The following is a 13,815-nucleotide window of genomic DNA, read 5'->3' on the forward strand; positions in this document are numbered from 1 at the left end:
CCCCCGGGAAACCGGGGGTTTTCTGCATTCTCAGCCGCTTCGTGGTGCACTTTTGGTGCATATTTCGAAGAATCGCTCCCACATCGAGGTACTGCCGCACGCGCCACGGGGCGTGGCCGAGGGTACCGGGGCGGCATCCTGCGTCTCTACCCGAGTGACGGAAGCTTTCTCCGGGCCAGTCGCTTTACGGCCTCGGGCGTCGGCCGGCCGCGTGCCTCATCCAGGGCGGCCCTCAACTGCGCGGCCAGAATATTACGTCGCACATGGAGAGCCAATTCTTTCCGAGCCTCCGGATCCGTCCGAAGCTCTCCATCCGGCGTTCTCAAGGTATCGAATGGGGACGGCAGGTTCGGGGCCGTTCGCTGTGCCAGTCGCACCCCCGCTTCCGGCGTCCGTCGTCCCCGGGCCTCGTCCAGCGCGACCCGGAGTTGGGCCGCCCGGATTCCCCTCCGTATACGCAGAATGGTTTCTTCCCTCGACGCTCGGGCTTCCCCATCCGCAGCAGACATTGGATCGCCCCTCTCAGTCCGTTGCATTCATCATCTCCGAGACGTCCATAACCGCCAAGGCTTTGCGTCACCGAGGCGGAAGATGCACGAGCTCTGGGAAGGTCGTCGGGACGGAAGCCAGCGATCGCTGGCAGGGGACGGCATGGGGCTACAAACCAGATTCTCGGCAAAGGGTTTCGCAGGGTAAAGACCTCAGTTATACCGACTTCTAGGAAGTTCTAGCGGGTTATGCGGATTTTCCTAGAACCCGCTAGAACTTGGTACAACTTGCCAGATTTCACGTACGTACGGTGCGTGAGGTGAAGGGTCTGGCGTACACAACGACCGTCGGCAATACCCCCAAGCCATCGCACGGGGAGCGACTCGACCAAACGTTCCAACTGTCGCCCCGGTTGGCGCGAAAACAGGAGTTCCTAAAGATAGTTTAGAAACCACCAGAGCCGCTCGCGAACCTACTGAAGGCCACCCACCTCGTCATCCGCCAGCTCCAGAGCCTCGGCTACGGCGTCATCATCATCCAGCAAATGCCTGACGTCGCCTCATACTCACGCATGCGACTCGAAGGGGCCCCTTGTGCAATGGCGGAACGCCATGCAAGAGTGCGCCCATGAATGAATCCGCTGCTAAGGTCGCGCGCAAACTCAGCACAATTCCAGTTCGTGTGTCTCGCCAAATGACCGCCACCGAGTATCAGGTTCGCGTGGCCGAGGTCCTCAATCTTTTTGACATAGAAGCAGTGGGTGACGAAACGGGTGTGCATTACGGGGGCGAGGGCGTTGCGCTGGAAGATCAGCCTCTACTCGCGGCCATTCGCGTACTCGTCGGAAGGCGATTCGGCGTCCCGGATAATCTACAGTAGCCCGACAGTAGGTGTCCTTCGGATCAAGTGTCGCGTTCCCGGGTCTTGGCCCGGACGAAGGGGTGGCATCGTTCTTTCTAGCGGTCACACCGGTCCTGAATCAAAGTGCCATATCCACCTCGCCTGGGCCATAGGCGTTCCGCCGGGTTCAACCCCGCAGTTATACCCAGTTCTAGAACTCCGTATAAATGGAAATATTGGTGCGGCGAACCGGCCGAGGTGCTCCACTCACCGCTGGCCACCCACATCCGCTATCGCCGCGTAAGTCAACTCCGCAGGCGCTGCCGGCCACCGCTCGGCAGGACGGTCATTCACCCGGCTCGGGGCGGTAGGTGGCGAAGGCGAGACGGTCGGTGGACCAGCCCAGCGCGGTGGCGGGGTGGACTCCGGGCCTCACAACCAGAGAGGTACGCAGTGGGGAGCGGGACGAGAATGAGCAGGGGCCGCAAAATATGGCTCGGTGTGCTGGCAGTAACGGTTGCCTCTGTCACTGCTTTCTTCCTCTGGTCATCGTGGAAGAGCGATCAGATTGTCGCTGAGCTCAAGTCGATTGCCGACCGCCTCCAGCCAGAGCCGGGATGGGAGCCTTTGAGAACGCAGGAGCCGGTGGGCAGTGCGCTGTGCATCCCGCTCGATGGACCTTGCTCCCAGTACGCATACCGTTGGGACACTCACCGGAAGTACCGGGAGGGTGACCTGGAGCGGTACGTTCAGCAGGTGGGTTTGACGCCACAGGAGTACAAGCCATGCGTACGGGAGCAGAGGATCAATGCAGGCGGACTGGACTGCCGGGGCATTGGCGTCATCGACGGATGGAACGTACGCATTACGATCACTGACTACGGTCGGGACGACGACACCAACATTGTGCAGGTCGTGGTCAACAAGTACGGCTACTGATCCTTGTTTTGTGTTCGCGATTGCCGCAGAGCGGAGGCGGCCACCCCGTTGCCGGGGTGGCCGCCAGTTTCAGTGCGATCTTGGTGTTAGTGCTCTGCTTCTGCGGCAGCCTTCTTGGCGTCCTTCTCGGCGTCCTTCTCGGCGCGCAGAGCCTCCGCGTCGTGCTGTTCCTCGGCTTTTTCCTGGTGGATGACCGCTGCGAAGAGCTTCTCCATCTCCTTGGCCACGCCGGCGGCTGAGGCCGGGTTCTGGCCGGTCACCAGCCGGTCGTCAACCACGACCTTCTCCTCGAAGACGTCAGCGGAGACGTGGGTTGCGCCTTGTTCCTCAAGTCGGTCGGCCAAGAAGAAGGGGATGACCTTGTCCTTCCCTGCGGCAACCTCTTCGTCGTTGGTGAAGGCGGCCACCTTCCGGCCCTCGACGAGGCGAAGCCCGTTCTTCAATTCCACGTTCAGCAGGCCGGCCGGCCCGTGGCAGACCGCGCCCACCAGGCCGCCGGCGTTGTAGACGCTGGCCACCAGATTCTGCAAGCCTTCGCTGTCCGGGAAGTCCCACATCGTGCCGTGGCCGCCCACGAGATAGACGGCGTCGTACTGGTCGGGATCAACGACGTCGACGCGGGCAGTGTTGTAGAGGCCGGCGCGCGTGGTCTCGTCCTCCGTGAAGGCGACCTGGATGGGATCTTCTGAGTCCACCTCGTCGCGCGGAGGCTGGCCGCCCTGGATGGACGCGAAGTCGACGAAATGCCCGGAATCCTTGAAGACCTTCCAGGGATGTGCAGCCTCGGCCACGTTGTAGCCGGTCTTCTCTCCGGTATCGCCGATCTCGGAAACGCTGGTCAGTACCATGAGGATTTTCTTCATGAAGTGCTCCTTTCGTCCAACTTCCACCCTACGCCCAGCCCCATTCGGGCCCCTCCCAGCTGTCTTTTGCCTGCCGGCAGGCTTGCTTGGCTCTTGACCATTGAGGCAGCGCCCTAGAGCCTTGGGGCATGACAGCTCGATACCACTTAGGCTTCGCAGCCGCTGCAGGGTTGGCGCTGCTGTGCGGGTGCGCGATGCAGGGGGATCCGGCAAGTGGGACCCCGGCCAACCCAACAACTATGGCCGCCTCAGGCTCGCCGTACAGTCTCTACACACACTGCGGCATCCATGAAGCGCTCGTACAGGGCACCTATTTCGTCGCAGACGAGGCGCTGGACGACGGCCACGGCAACCCGCCTGAAGGCTGGGAAACCCCTACCAGCCCGGCGCCATCACCGTGACCGGCCCAAAGGCCATCTTCCGAGATGACGCCGGCCACACGTTGACCTTCCATGCCCGCCCTGGCGCCACAGGTTTCCTCAACACCTGCTCCTAGAACGCAGGCAGCGGCATCCGAAACGCGCGGTTCCGTCGAGCGCTGCCAGCCGTTCACAGCTCCCCGTCGAGGTGCTCCATCTCCAGGCACGCGTCCTCGTAGGAAACATCGCCGTTCCGGAATGCCTGCTCGAGTTCCTTGGCCCTGCGCCGTGAATGGGCGGTGCTCAGTGTTCCCGTGAGGCCAGCCTCCAGATAGTCGAACCTGGAGTGCGTGGGCTGCTGGTCGCGGGCGTGGTCGCTTGCGGGGACGTGCCGGCGGATTGTCGCGCGGAACCAGGCGCCAGGGTGCATTAGGCGATGCGCATAGGCTCTGGGGTCGACTAGGTACATGCTTCCATGGTTCAACTCCCTGCTGAGAAGACCATGAGTTTCCTCTGAGTGATCGGGGCAAACGACTTTCCGGGGCCATCACCGCCAACCAGGAGGCCTGCTTCCCTCGCGCTGGCAGGGAAGCGGGCCCGGTCTCCCGCCTATCCCCGGACGATCACCACGTCCAGGGTCCGCGGGCCGTGGACGCCTTCGACGCGTTCGAGTTCGATGTCGCTGGTGGCGCTGGGGCCGCTGATCCAGGTCTGCGGGCGGGTGCCGTCGAGCCGGCGGAGGGCCTCCGGCAGGATGGCGGTAATGTCCCCGGCCCGGACGATGCAGATGTGGCGGTCCGGGACGAGGCTGATGACCCGGCGGCCCTGGTCCGGTGCGGCATCGAGGATGATGGTGCCGGTTTCGGCGACGGCGACGGCGCTGCCGGTGACGACGGCGTCAATCCCGTCGAGCTCCTCGACGCTGAGCCGCTGCCCGGGTGCGTCGGTGGCGCGGCGGCCGGAGCCGCCGTCGTGCGCGTCCGCCTCCGCGAACAGGGTCCGGTCCAGACCGTTGGGCACGGCGTAGCGGCCGGTGCCCTCGAGGAGGGCGGCAAGCCGGAGCGGCACCGCAGCGGCTTCCTCAACGAAGACGTTCGCCTTGTAGTCGAGGAGCCGGTCCGTCAGCAGCTCGATCAGCGCTTCCCCGCTCAGCCCGGAGGAGCGCCGGTAGTCGCGGGGCACCTCCGGTACTGCCGGGGCGTCCCGGAGGGCCGAGCGGATCCGGTCGAGTATTTCTGCGCGCGCGCTCACGGGTTCTCCTCTGTTCCGGCTGATCCTGGGCCGGCGGTCTCCGTGCCGGGGGCGTCGGTGCCGGCAGCCGGGGCGGCCCCTGCACCGGGTCCGGCGGCCCGGTGTTCCTTGTCCCACCACTGCCGGAAGGACTGTGCGGGCGGTGCGGGGATGTCCCGGCTCTGGGTCCAGCCGGCGGCGATGCCGGGCAGTTTGGTGATTTTCCGGTCCGGGCCGGCGGCTATCCGTCCCAGCGGCAGCGCCTTCTCCACGAGGCCGAGATTCTTTCCGGAGGACAGTGCCCAGGAGGCCGCCTTCATGCCCAGGTCCATCTGGCTCGGCAGCCGCTCCCTCCCACGCTTCCCGCGCTTCCCGCGCTTGCTGTCCACGTCCTCGCCGCGCAGGTGCACCAGGATGTCCGGGATGTTGATCTTCACCGGGCAGGCGTCGTAGCAGGCGCCGCACAGGGACGAGGCGTAGGGCAGGGAGTTGTTCTCCTCCGCCGTGATCCCGGTCAGCAGCGGCGACAGGATCGCGCCGATCGGCCCAGGGTAGGTCGATCCGTAGGCGTGCCCGCCGGTGCGTTCGTAGACGGGGCACACGTTCATGCAGGCGCTGCAGCGGATGCAGTGCAGCGCGGAGCGGCCCATTTCGTCGGCCAGGGCGGCGCTGCGTCCGTTATCCAGCAGGACCAGATGGACGTTCTGCGGCCCGTCATCGGGCGTGACGCCGGTCCACAGCGAGGTGTAGGGGTTCATCCGCTCGCCCGTTGAGGACCGCGGGAGCAGCTGCATGAACACTTCGAGGTCCTCCCAGCCCGGCAGCAGCTTTTCGACGCCCATGACGGTGATGAGCGTTTCTGGCAGCGTCAAGCACATGCGCCCGTTGCCTTCGGATTCGACGACGGCGAGGGTCCCGGAGTCTGCGAGGGCGAAGTTCGCGCCGGACACGGCCACCTTGGCGCTGAGGAACTTGCGGCGCAGGTGTGCGCGGGCGGCCGCGGCGAGGCGGGCCGGCTCGTTGGTGAGCTCCGGATCCACCCCCTCCATTTCGCGCAGGAAGATGTCCCGGACCTGGCTGCGGTTCTTGTGGATGGCCGGGACCAGGATGTGGCTGGGCTTGTCGTGGTCCAGCTGGACGATGAGCTCGGCGAGGTCGGTCTCGTAAGCCGCGATGCCCTGTTCTTCGAGGTATTCGTTGAGGCCGATTTCCTGCGTGGCCATGGACTTGACCTTGACCACCTCGTCGGCGCCCTGGTCCCGGATGAGGGCGGCGACAATGCTGTTGGCTTCGCCGGCGTCGCGGGCCCAGTGGATGGTCCCGCCGCGGGCGGTGAAGTTCGCCTCGAACTCTTCGAGCAGTTCCGGCAGCCGGGCCATGACGGATTCCTTGATCGCCCGGCCCGCCTCGCGCAGCTCCTCCCAGTCGGGGAGTTCGGACACGACGGCCAGCCGCTTGTCCCGGATGGTCCGGGTGGCGTGGCCGAGGTTGGCCCGCAGCTGGGGGTTGCCGAGCTCGCGGCGGGCGGCTTTCGGGAAGGGCTCGTGTTCGTGCAGGTTGCCGATGCCGAAGACCGGCAGGGACGGCATCCCCAGGAATGTGCCGCTCATCGTGCGGTCCTTCCGGTGGTGAGGCGGACGTCGCCGGAGACGGCGGCGGGATTCTCGAGGGTGCTGGCCAGGATCTCGGCGAAGTGCATCGTGGTGACGCCGGTGCCCTGCCGGGACAGTCCGCCGCCGATGTGCATCAGGCAGGACGCGTCGCCGCCGGCGCAAAGTTCCGCGCCCGTGCCGCAGATGTTGGCGGTCTTGTCCGCCAGCATCGCCGAGGAGACGTCCGCGTTCTTCATCGAGAAGGTGCCGCCGAAGCCGCAGCACTGGTCGGCCTCGGGCAGTTCGGCCAGTTCGATGCCGCCGACCGAGCGCAACAGGTCCAGTTGGCGGTCGCCGAGCCGGAGCAGGCGCATGCCGTGGCAGCTGGGGTGGTAGGTGATCCGGTGCGGGAAGTACGAGCCCAGCTGCGCCGCTGCGTCGGTGACGCCCAGGACATCCACCAGGAGCTGGGAGAGCTCGTAGGTTTTGACTCCGACGGCGGCGGCCCGGGCTTCCAGCCCGGCGTCCCCGCAGCGGCGGGCGACCATGGGGTGCTGGTGCTTCACCGAGGCGACACACGAACCGGAAGGTGCGACGGCGACGTCGTACTCATCTTCTTCGAAGGCCTTCACATGGTTGGCGACGACGGGCAGCGCTTCCTTGAGGTAGCCGCTGTTGACGTGCATCTGCCCGCAGCAGGCCTGGCCGGCCGGAAAGATGACCTCGTGGCCGAGGCGTTCCAGGATGGACACCGTGGCGCGGGCCGTGGCCGGGTACATGGCGTCAACGATGCACGTGGCGAAAAGCGCGATCCTCACTGGGCACCTCCGCTGGGGACGACACTCTGGTGTGCGGCCCGGGCTGAGGGCACGTACTCCGCCGGGTGCTGGGAGGCACGCACCACGGCGCGCAGCTCCCCCAGCCCGCCGCTGAGCACGCCGGCGGCGCGGGCCTGGACCAGGACGTTGCCCAGGGCCGTGGCTTCCGCGGGTCCGGCGATCACGCGTTTGCCGGTGGCGTCGGCGGTGAGCTGGCACAGGAGCCGGTTCTGGGATCCGCCGCCCACAATGTGCACGACGCCGGCCCGGACGTCCGCGAGCCGTTCGGCGTCGGCGATGGTCCGGGCGTAGCCGGCGGCAAGGCTGTCCAGGATGCACCGCACGATGTGCGCGGGATGCTCCGGCAAGACAGCGCCGGTGTTCCGGACCGCGCCCCGGATCCGTTCGGGCATGTTGTCCGGAGCGATGAAACAGGGGTCGTCGGCGTTGATGACCGGTCCGCCGGGCGGAAGAGTCGCTGCCGCGTCGAGCAGTTCCTCGAGCCCGGGCCGGTAGCCTTCGGCGGCCCAGGTGCGCTGGCATTCGCTGAGCAGCCAGAGGCCGCCGACGTTGCGCAGGTAGCGGATGGTGCCGTCCACGCCGCGTTCGTTGGTGAAGTTCGCGGTCCGGCTGGCCTCGGTCAGGACCGGGTGGGACAGTTCGACGCCGACCAGAGACCACGTGCCGGAGGAGACGTAGGCGAAATTGTCGTTAGCATCTCCGGCGTCCGCCGGTACGGCGGCGACGGCCGAGGCGGTGTCGTGCGAGCCGACGGCCACCACGGCCGTGGTTTCGGGAAGTCCCAGGCGTCCCGCGATGTCCTTGGTGAGGGTGCCGACGGTCTCGCCGGGCTGGATCAGCGGCGGGAACAGGTTCGTGGGGAGGTCCAGCGCGGTGAGGAACTCCGTGGCCCACTCCCCCGCGACGGCGTCGAAGAGCCCGGTGGTGGAGGCGTTGGTGGCCTCGGTGCGGCGCTGGCCGGTGAGCAGGAACCCGATGAGGTCCGGGATGAGCAGCGCCTGCAGCCCCTCCAGCGCCGGCTCCGTGGCGAGCTGGTAGATCGTGTTGAACGGCAGGAACTGCAGCCCGGTGGTGGCGTAGAGCCGGGCCGGATCGAGTTTTTCGTGGACCCGGGAGATGGCGGCACGGGACCGGTCGTCGCGGTAGCTGAACGGCGCCGCGACCAGTTCACCGGCGTCGTTGACCAGCCCGTAGTCCACTGCCCAGGTGTCGATCCCGATGCTGGCGATGCTCTCGCCGCGGGCCGCGGCCGCCGTGGCGGCGGCCGCGAGCCCGGCGAGGACCTCGGCGAACAGCGCGTCGAAGTCCCAGCGGAGGCCGCCGTCGAGCTCCTTGACCCCGTTGGGGAACCGGTGCACGGTCTCCAGCTCGGCCCTCGCCCCACCGGGACTGCCCGCGACCCGGCCCAGGATGACCCGGCCCGAGGACGCACCGATGTCGATAGCGACAAAGGAACTGCCGGCAAACCGGCCGCCGCTGGGTGCGGTATCCGCTGGTGGCACCGCGTTCATCGCAGGAAGGCTCATCGCAGGAAGGCCGCGGCCACGCCGGCGTCCACGGGGATGTGGAGCCCCGTGGTGTGGGAGAGCTCGCTGCCGGTGAGCACGGCGGCGGCGTTGGCCACGTTTTCGGGCAGGACTTCGCGCTTGAGCAGGGTGCGCTGGGCGTAGTACTTGCCCAGTTCCTCTTCCTGCACGCCGTAGACGGCGGCGCGCTTGGCGCCCCAGCCGCCGGCGAAGATCCCGGAGCCGCGGACCACGCCATCGGGGTTGATGCCGTTGACCCGGATCCCGTACTCGCCCAGTTCCGCGGCGAGGAGCCTGACCTGGTGGGCCTGGTCTGCCTTGGTGGCGGAGTAGGCGATGTTGTTCGGGCCGGCGAACACGGAGTTCTTGGAGGAGATGTAGACGATGTCCCCGCCCATCTCCTGGCCGATCATCACCTGCGCGGCCGCCTTGGCCACCAGGAACGAGCCCTTGGCCATGACGTTGTGCTGGAGGTCCCAGTCCTTTTCCGTGGTTTCCAGCAGCGGCTTGGAGATGGAGAGCCCCGCGTTGTTGACCACCAGGTCCAGTCCGCCGAAGGCCAGGACGGCTTCCTGGATGGCGGCGGCGATCTGGGCTTCGTCGGTGACGTCGGCCTGGACCCCGATCGCGACGTCGGCGCCGCCGAGTTCCGCGGCCACGGCCCGGGCGTTGTCCAGGTTCAGGTCAGCGATGACCACGCACGCGCCGTCGGCGGCGAAGCGGGTGGCGATCGCTTTGCCGATGCCCGACGCTGCCCCGGTCACCAGTGCGATCCGGCCAACATGGGATTTCGGCTTGGGCATGCGGGCCAGTTTGGCTTCCTCCAGGGCCCAGTATTCGATCCGGAACTTCTCGGCTTCCTCGATCGGGGCATAGGTGGAGACGGCTTCGGCGCCGCGCATGACGTTGATGGCGTTGAGGTAGAACTCCCCCGCCACCCGGGCGGTCTGCTTGTTCGCGCCGAAGGAGAACATGCCCACGCCGGGCACCAGCACAATCGCCGGGTCCGCGCCGCGCAGGGCGGGGCTGTCCGGGGTCGCGTGCCGGTCATAATACCCCTGGTAGTCCTCGCGGTAGGCGGCATGGAGTTCCTTCAGCCGGGCCACAGAGTCTTCGACCGGGGCGTCGGCGGGCAGGTCCAGGACCAGCGGCTTGACCTTGGTGCGCAGGAAGTGGTCCGGGCAGGACGTGCCCAGGGCCCCGAGCCGCGGATGCTCGGCGCTTTCCAGGAACGCCAGGACGGCGGGGTCGTCGCTGAAGTGCCCGAGCTGCGGCTTGTCGGTGGAGGCGAGTCCGCGGATCACGGGGGCCAGGGCGGCGGCCTTCGCGCGGCGCTCGGTTTCCGGGAGGGCGGCGTAGCCGGGCAGCTTGGGACCGAACGGTTCGTTCTTTCCGTGGTCCTTGATGTACTCCTCGGCCTGCTCGATGATCCACAGCGAGTTGGCTTCGGCTTCCTCGCTGGTGGCGCCCCAGGCGGTGATGCCGTGGCCGCCCAGAATGGTTCCGACGGCCTGAGGGTTGGCGTCCTTGATCGCGGCGATGTCCAGGCCGAGCTGGAAGCCGGGGCGCCGCCACGGCACCCAGGCCACTTTCTCGCCGAAGATCTCCTTGGTCAGGGCCTCGCCGTCGGCGGCCGTGGCGAGGGCGATGCCGGAGTCCGGGTGCAGGTGGTCCACGTGCGCGGCATCGATCAGGCCATGCATGGCGGTGTCGATCGAGGGGGCGGCGCCGCCCTTGCCGAACAGGCAGTAATCGAACGCGGCGACCATTTCGTCTTCACGCTCGACGCCGGGGTACACGTTCTTGAGCGCCTGCAGCCGGTCCAGCCGCAGCACGGCAAGGCCCTCGGCCTTCAGCGTGCCCAGGTCACCGCCGGAGCCCTTGACCCACAGGAGCTCGACGTCGTCGCCGGTCACGGGGTCCTTTTCGGTGCCCTTGGCGGAGGTGTTGCCGCCGGCGAAGTTGGTGTTCCGCTTGTCCGCGCCGAGGCGGTTCGAACGGGAGATCAGTTCTTCAACAGTCTTATTGGTCATTATTTAAGCGCCCCATCCGGCCTGGTGGCCGCCGACGCGGTCCTCGTTGATCTTCTTCTGGTAACCGCTGGCCTTGAAGGCGGCCATCGGGTCCGCGGGCAGGCCGCGGGATTCACGCCAATGCGCCAGCGCGGGGCGGACATCGGTGTAAAAGGCATCGTTGAAGATGCCGTTGGCGGCCAGGACGTCGCCGCTGCGCTGGGCCTCGGCCAGCGCGTCGGTGTCGATCAGCAGGGCGCGGGCGGTCATTTCCTGGACATTGAGCACGGACCGGATTTGGCCCGGGATCTTTTCCTCCAGGTTGTGGCACTGGTCCAGCATCAGGGCGACGGCTGAATTCTCTCCTGCGGACTTACCGAACCCGCCGCCGCGGATGACCTCGTGCATGATCCGGAAGAGCTGGAAGGGATCCGCCGCACCGACGATCAGGTCATCGTCCGCGTAGAAGCGCGAGTTGAAGTCGAAGGAGCCGAGCTTGCCCAGGCGCAGCAGCTGCATGACGATGAACTCGATGTTGGTGCCGGGGGCGTGGTGGCCGGTGTCGAGGCAGACAAAGGCTTTCTCCCCCAGGGCCAGGGTCTGGGCGTAGGAGGTACCCCAGTCCGGAACATCGGTGTGATAGAAAGCCGGCTCGAAGAACTTGTACTCCAGAACCAGGCGCTGCTCGGCGCCCAGGGCTGCGTAAATTTCCTGCAGCGACTCGGCCAGGCGGTCCTGCCGGCCGCGCATGTCGTCCTGGCCCGGGTAGTTGGTGCCGTCCGCGAGCCAGATCTTCAGATCCCGCGAGCCCGTGGCGTTCATGATCTCCAGGCACTCGAGGTGGTGGTCGATCGCGCGGCGGCGGACCGCAGGGTTCGAGGAGGTCAGGGAACCAAACTTGTACTCGTCGTCCTGGAAGGTGTTGGAGTTAATAGTGCCGAGTCCCACGCCGAGGCCCGCCGCGAACTCCTTCAGGGCCGCGTAATCTTCCACCTTGTCCCAGGGGATGTGCAGCGCCACGGTGGGCGCGAGTCCGGTGAGTTCGTGGACCTTCGCGGCGTCGGCCAGCTTCTCGTGGACCGTGCGCGGGGTGCCGGGAGTGCCGAACACCTTGAAGCGGGTGCCGGAGTTGCCGTAGGCCCAGGACGGGACCTCGATGGCGAGTTCCCCGAGGCGGCCCAGGGCCGTTTCTGTGGTGTTCATGGTTGTTCCTTCTGCGGTTGGTGGTTGTCCCCGGCGGCGTTGGCCGCGGACAACTGGTCCTCGAGATTGAAGATTTCGGTGAGCTGGAGGAAGCCTTGGTCCGGCGCTCCGGCAAGGTCGTCGAAGAAGCCGGCCATCTCGGCCTGCCAGCGGGCGTTGACGTCAGTGGCTGCCATCCGGGCCTGGGCTTCGGTCAGGCTGTCCGTTTCGAAATAGCCGACCAGGAGCCCGTCGGGCCGGAGGAAGAGTGAGTAGTTGTTCCAGCCCGAGGCCTTCAGGGCCCGGAGCATCTCCGGCCAGACGGCCGCGTGCCGGCGGGTGTATTCCCCGATCAGCGCGGGCTTGACCTGGAGCTGGAAGCAGACGCGTTGCGTGCTCATGAGAGCACCACGTGGCGGTGTTCGATGCCCAGCAGGGATGCGGCAGCCTTGATGTCGGCGGCGCGGTGGCCGACGCATAGGGCCCAGTGGTGGCCGATTCCGGTCTGGCTCCAGACGTCCACCCAGAGCCCGGGGTCCCCGCCGAAGTCCACCCGGGAGGTCGTGTTGCCGATCTGCAGGAGCGGGCCGGGAACCACCTCGCCCTCGGAGGTGACGAACACGTAGCTTCCGTCCGGGTCCTGGCCGAGGCCGAAGGTGGTGACGGGGCCGTGGCGAACATCGAATTCGACCGAGACGCCCCAGCCGCGTTTGCCGTGGTAGATGCCGAGTCCGCGCAGGAGCGGGTCCTGGGCGGACACGGCCAGGTGGGCCGGGCCGTCGTGTCCCATTTCGACCACGTTGTCGAGGAAGTTCAGGGCCTGGATCTCGGTAAATGATCCCCCGGCGCCGATCGCCTGGGCCGCCAGCATGGCGATGGAGGTCCGCAGCTCGAACTCGCCGGCCATCGGGATGCCCCGGGCCGTCAGGATGGAGGAGCCCAGGATCATCCCGGCGCCGAGCCGTTCGTGCTGTTCGCCGGCCAGTCCGCGGTGATAGTAGGCCACGGAGTCCAGGTCGAAGTCCTCCACAAGGCGGTCCAGGCCGACGGACACCTTCGCACCCCACGCGAAGTCGTCGTCGTTCACGGAGTCATCCACAACGAAAAGTTCGCGGGCGAGCCCGAGCCGTTCGGTCACCTCCGCCTCCGTGACGGCGTTGACCCGTTCGCGGAGGTCATCGAATTCCAGCACCTCCACGTGGGAGCCGAAGGTGGTGGACACGGTGGTGAGGTCGGTGGCGACATCCAGCATGCCCGGATAGAGGTGGCCCATGAGCCCGTGCCGGGCATTGCGGAGCCGGGCGCGGACGCCGGCGGCGTGGACCCACGCGGTGATCCGCTCCCAGGCGGACTCCTGCTTGAGGTGCCCCGAGACTGAGCGGAAGTCGATCCCGGCCCGGCGGAAGACGTTGGCGACCTCCGGCACCGGGCACTGGCCGCAGTAGGCCAGCCATTTGCCGGTGTCAAAGTTGGCGTGGTCCATCGCTTCGGTTGGCTGCAGGTCGATCACCAGGACGGGGGTCTTCGCGCGCTGGGCGATGGGCAGGACCATGGAAGACGTCAGGTACGTGGTGAGGAAGATGACGATGAGGTCGCAGTCGGCGACGCGGAGCTTTTCGCCGGCCGCGGCGGCCTCCTGCGCGTCGGAGATGAAGCCGGTGTCGACGACGTCGGCGTCGAGCTCCTGGAAGCGGCCGGTGACGTACCGGACGGACTCCCGCAGCTGCGGCAGCAGCTCCGGGAACTGGGGCCAGTAGGCGCCGAGACCGCCGGAGACCAGCCCGATGCGGGTGGGGCGGCGCCGGTGCGGTTGCAGCAGCCGGTCTGCCGGTTGTTTCTGGTTCATGTGGGGGCCTTCCGGCATGAAAAGGGGGATCTGGGGCTCCGGAACGTGGTTTCCGGGCACGGCTGTGGAGGAGGCGCCGTGGGCCCGGTGCTGCGGCA

Annotated in this window: 13 protein-coding genes; 3 read left to right on the forward strand and 10 right to left on the reverse strand. The window is 67.1% G+C overall.

The genetic code is table 11. From position 1 onward, the window contains the following. The first annotated feature begins 1,116 nt into the window (after nt 1-1,116). Both AC1DGD_RS18450 and AC1DGD_RS18455 read left to right on the forward strand, forming a co-directional pair. On the forward strand, nt 1,117-1,368 hold the full coding sequence (locus AC1DGD_RS18450) for a hypothetical protein (protein ID WP_476857774.1): 252 nt from the start codon (nt 1,117-1,119) through the stop codon (nt 1,366-1,368). 462 nt (nt 1,369-1,830) lie between these two features. Continuing rightward, the gene (locus tag AC1DGD_RS18455; protein WP_476857775.1) at nt 1,831-2,268 is read left to right on the forward strand and encodes a hypothetical protein; all 438 of its coding nucleotides are present in this window, start codon (nt 1,831-1,833) and stop codon (nt 2,266-2,268) included. An 86-nt stretch (nt 2,269-2,354) separates the two neighbouring features. Here AC1DGD_RS18455 and AC1DGD_RS18460 read toward each other — a convergent pair whose 3' ends face one another. Beyond that, the gene (locus AC1DGD_RS18460; RefSeq protein ID WP_476850637.1) at nt 2,355-3,131 is read right to left on the reverse strand and encodes a type 1 glutamine amidotransferase domain-containing protein; all 777 of its coding nucleotides are present in this window, start codon (nt 3,129-3,131) and stop codon (nt 2,355-2,357) included. Between the two features lie 239 nt (nt 3,132-3,370). Here AC1DGD_RS18460 and AC1DGD_RS18465 point away from each other — a divergent pair, with 239 nt between their 5' ends. Then, nucleotides 3,371-3,532: a hypothetical protein gene (locus tag AC1DGD_RS18465; protein ID WP_476857776.1), complete on the forward strand. Its 162-nt coding sequence runs from the start codon at nt 3,371-3,373 to the stop codon at nt 3,530-3,532. A gap of 148 nt (nt 3,533-3,680) precedes the next feature. Here the strand turns inward: AC1DGD_RS18465 and AC1DGD_RS18470 are convergent, their stop codons facing one another. The 9 genes from AC1DGD_RS18470 to AC1DGD_RS18510 all read right to left on the reverse strand — a co-directional run bounded on the left by AC1DGD_RS18470 (nt 3,681) and on the right by AC1DGD_RS18510 (nt 13,717). After that, complete coding sequence (locus AC1DGD_RS18470; protein WP_476857777.1) at nt 3,681-3,920, reverse strand: hypothetical protein; 240 nt, start codon at nt 3,918-3,920, stop codon at nt 3,681-3,683. Between the two features lie 179 nt (nt 3,921-4,099). Continuing rightward, entirely contained in the window at nt 4,100-4,741 is a 642-nt protein-coding gene (locus AC1DGD_RS18475) for a LutC/YkgG family protein (protein ID WP_476857778.1), read from the reverse strand. Then, on the reverse strand, nt 4,738-6,330 hold the full coding sequence (locus tag AC1DGD_RS18480) for a LutB/LldF family L-lactate oxidation iron-sulfur protein (protein WP_476857779.1): 1,593 nt from the start codon (nt 6,328-6,330) through the stop codon (nt 4,738-4,740). Before AC1DGD_RS18480 ends, AC1DGD_RS18475 begins: the two co-directional genes overlap by 4 nt. Then, nucleotides 6,327-7,130, reverse strand: coding sequence for a (Fe-S)-binding protein (locus AC1DGD_RS18485; protein ID WP_476857780.1), 804 nt, complete (start codon nt 7,128-7,130; stop codon nt 6,327-6,329). Before AC1DGD_RS18485 ends, AC1DGD_RS18480 begins: the two co-directional genes overlap by 4 nt. Then, nucleotides 7,127-8,662: a rhamnulokinase gene (locus AC1DGD_RS18490; RefSeq protein ID WP_476857781.1), complete on the reverse strand. Its 1,536-nt coding sequence runs from the start codon at nt 8,660-8,662 to the stop codon at nt 7,127-7,129. Before AC1DGD_RS18490 ends, AC1DGD_RS18485 begins: the two co-directional genes overlap by 4 nt. Before the next feature lie 11 nt (nt 8,663-8,673). Beyond that, nucleotides 8,674-10,710, reverse strand: coding sequence for a bifunctional aldolase/short-chain dehydrogenase (locus AC1DGD_RS18495; protein WP_476857782.1), 2,037 nt, complete (start codon nt 10,708-10,710; stop codon nt 8,674-8,676). A 3-nt stretch (nt 10,711-10,713) separates the two neighbouring features. After that, nucleotides 10,714-11,892, reverse strand: coding sequence for an L-rhamnose isomerase (rhaI, locus tag AC1DGD_RS18500; protein WP_476857783.1), 1,179 nt, complete (start codon nt 11,890-11,892; stop codon nt 10,714-10,716). Further along, entirely contained in the window at nt 11,889-12,272 is a 384-nt protein-coding gene (locus tag AC1DGD_RS18505) for an L-rhamnose mutarotase (RefSeq protein WP_476857784.1), read from the reverse strand. The genes rhaI and AC1DGD_RS18505 overlap by 4 nt, the downstream gene beginning before the upstream one ends. Continuing rightward, nucleotides 12,269-13,717 carry an arabinose isomerase gene (locus AC1DGD_RS18510; RefSeq protein ID WP_476850646.1) on the reverse strand — a complete coding sequence of 483 codons (1,449 nt, stop codon included), beginning with the start codon at nt 13,715-13,717 and terminating at the stop codon, nt 12,269-12,271. The genes AC1DGD_RS18505 and AC1DGD_RS18510 overlap by 4 nt, the downstream gene beginning before the upstream one ends. Between the last annotated feature and the right edge of the window lie 98 nt (nt 13,718-13,815).

Source organism: Arthrobacter sp. 05T45, assembly GCF_056395875.1.

Bases quoted from the DNA above. Each gene is read 5' to 3' on its own strand.
- AC1DGD_RS18450 (WP_476857774.1), top strand. From the start codon at position 1,117: ATGAATGAATCCGCTGCTAAGGTCGCGCGCAAACTCAGCACAATTCCA.
- AC1DGD_RS18460 (WP_476850637.1), bottom strand. From the start codon at position 3,131: ATGAAGAAAATCCTCATGGTACTGACCAGCGTTTCCGAGATCGGCGAT.
- AC1DGD_RS18465 (WP_476857776.1), top strand. From the start codon at position 3,371: ATGGCCGCCTCAGGCTCGCCGTACAGTCTCTACACACACTGCGGCATC.
- AC1DGD_RS18470 (WP_476857777.1), bottom strand. From the start codon at position 3,920: ATGCACCCTGGCGCCTGGTTCCGCGCGACAATCCGCCGGCACGTCCCC.
- AC1DGD_RS18480 (WP_476857779.1), bottom strand. From the start codon at position 6,330: ATGAGCGGCACATTCCTGGGGATGCCGTCCCTGCCGGTCTTCGGCATC.
- AC1DGD_RS18490 (WP_476857781.1), bottom strand. From the start codon at position 8,662: ATGAACGCGGTGCCACCAGCGGATACCGCACCCAGCGGCGGCCGGTTT.
- AC1DGD_RS18495 (WP_476857782.1), bottom strand. From the start codon at position 10,710: ATGACCAATAAGACTGTTGAAGAACTGATCTCCCGTTCGAACCGCCTC.
- rhaI (WP_476857783.1), bottom strand. From the start codon at position 11,892: ATGAACACCACAGAAACGGCCCTGGGCCGCCTCGGGGAACTCGCCATC.
- AC1DGD_RS18505 (WP_476857784.1), bottom strand. From the start codon at position 12,272: ATGAGCACGCAACGCGTCTGCTTCCAGCTCCAGGTCAAGCCCGCGCTG.
- AC1DGD_RS18510 (WP_476850646.1), bottom strand. From the start codon at position 13,717: ATGAACCAGAAACAACCGGCAGACCGGCTGCTGCAACCGCACCGGCGC.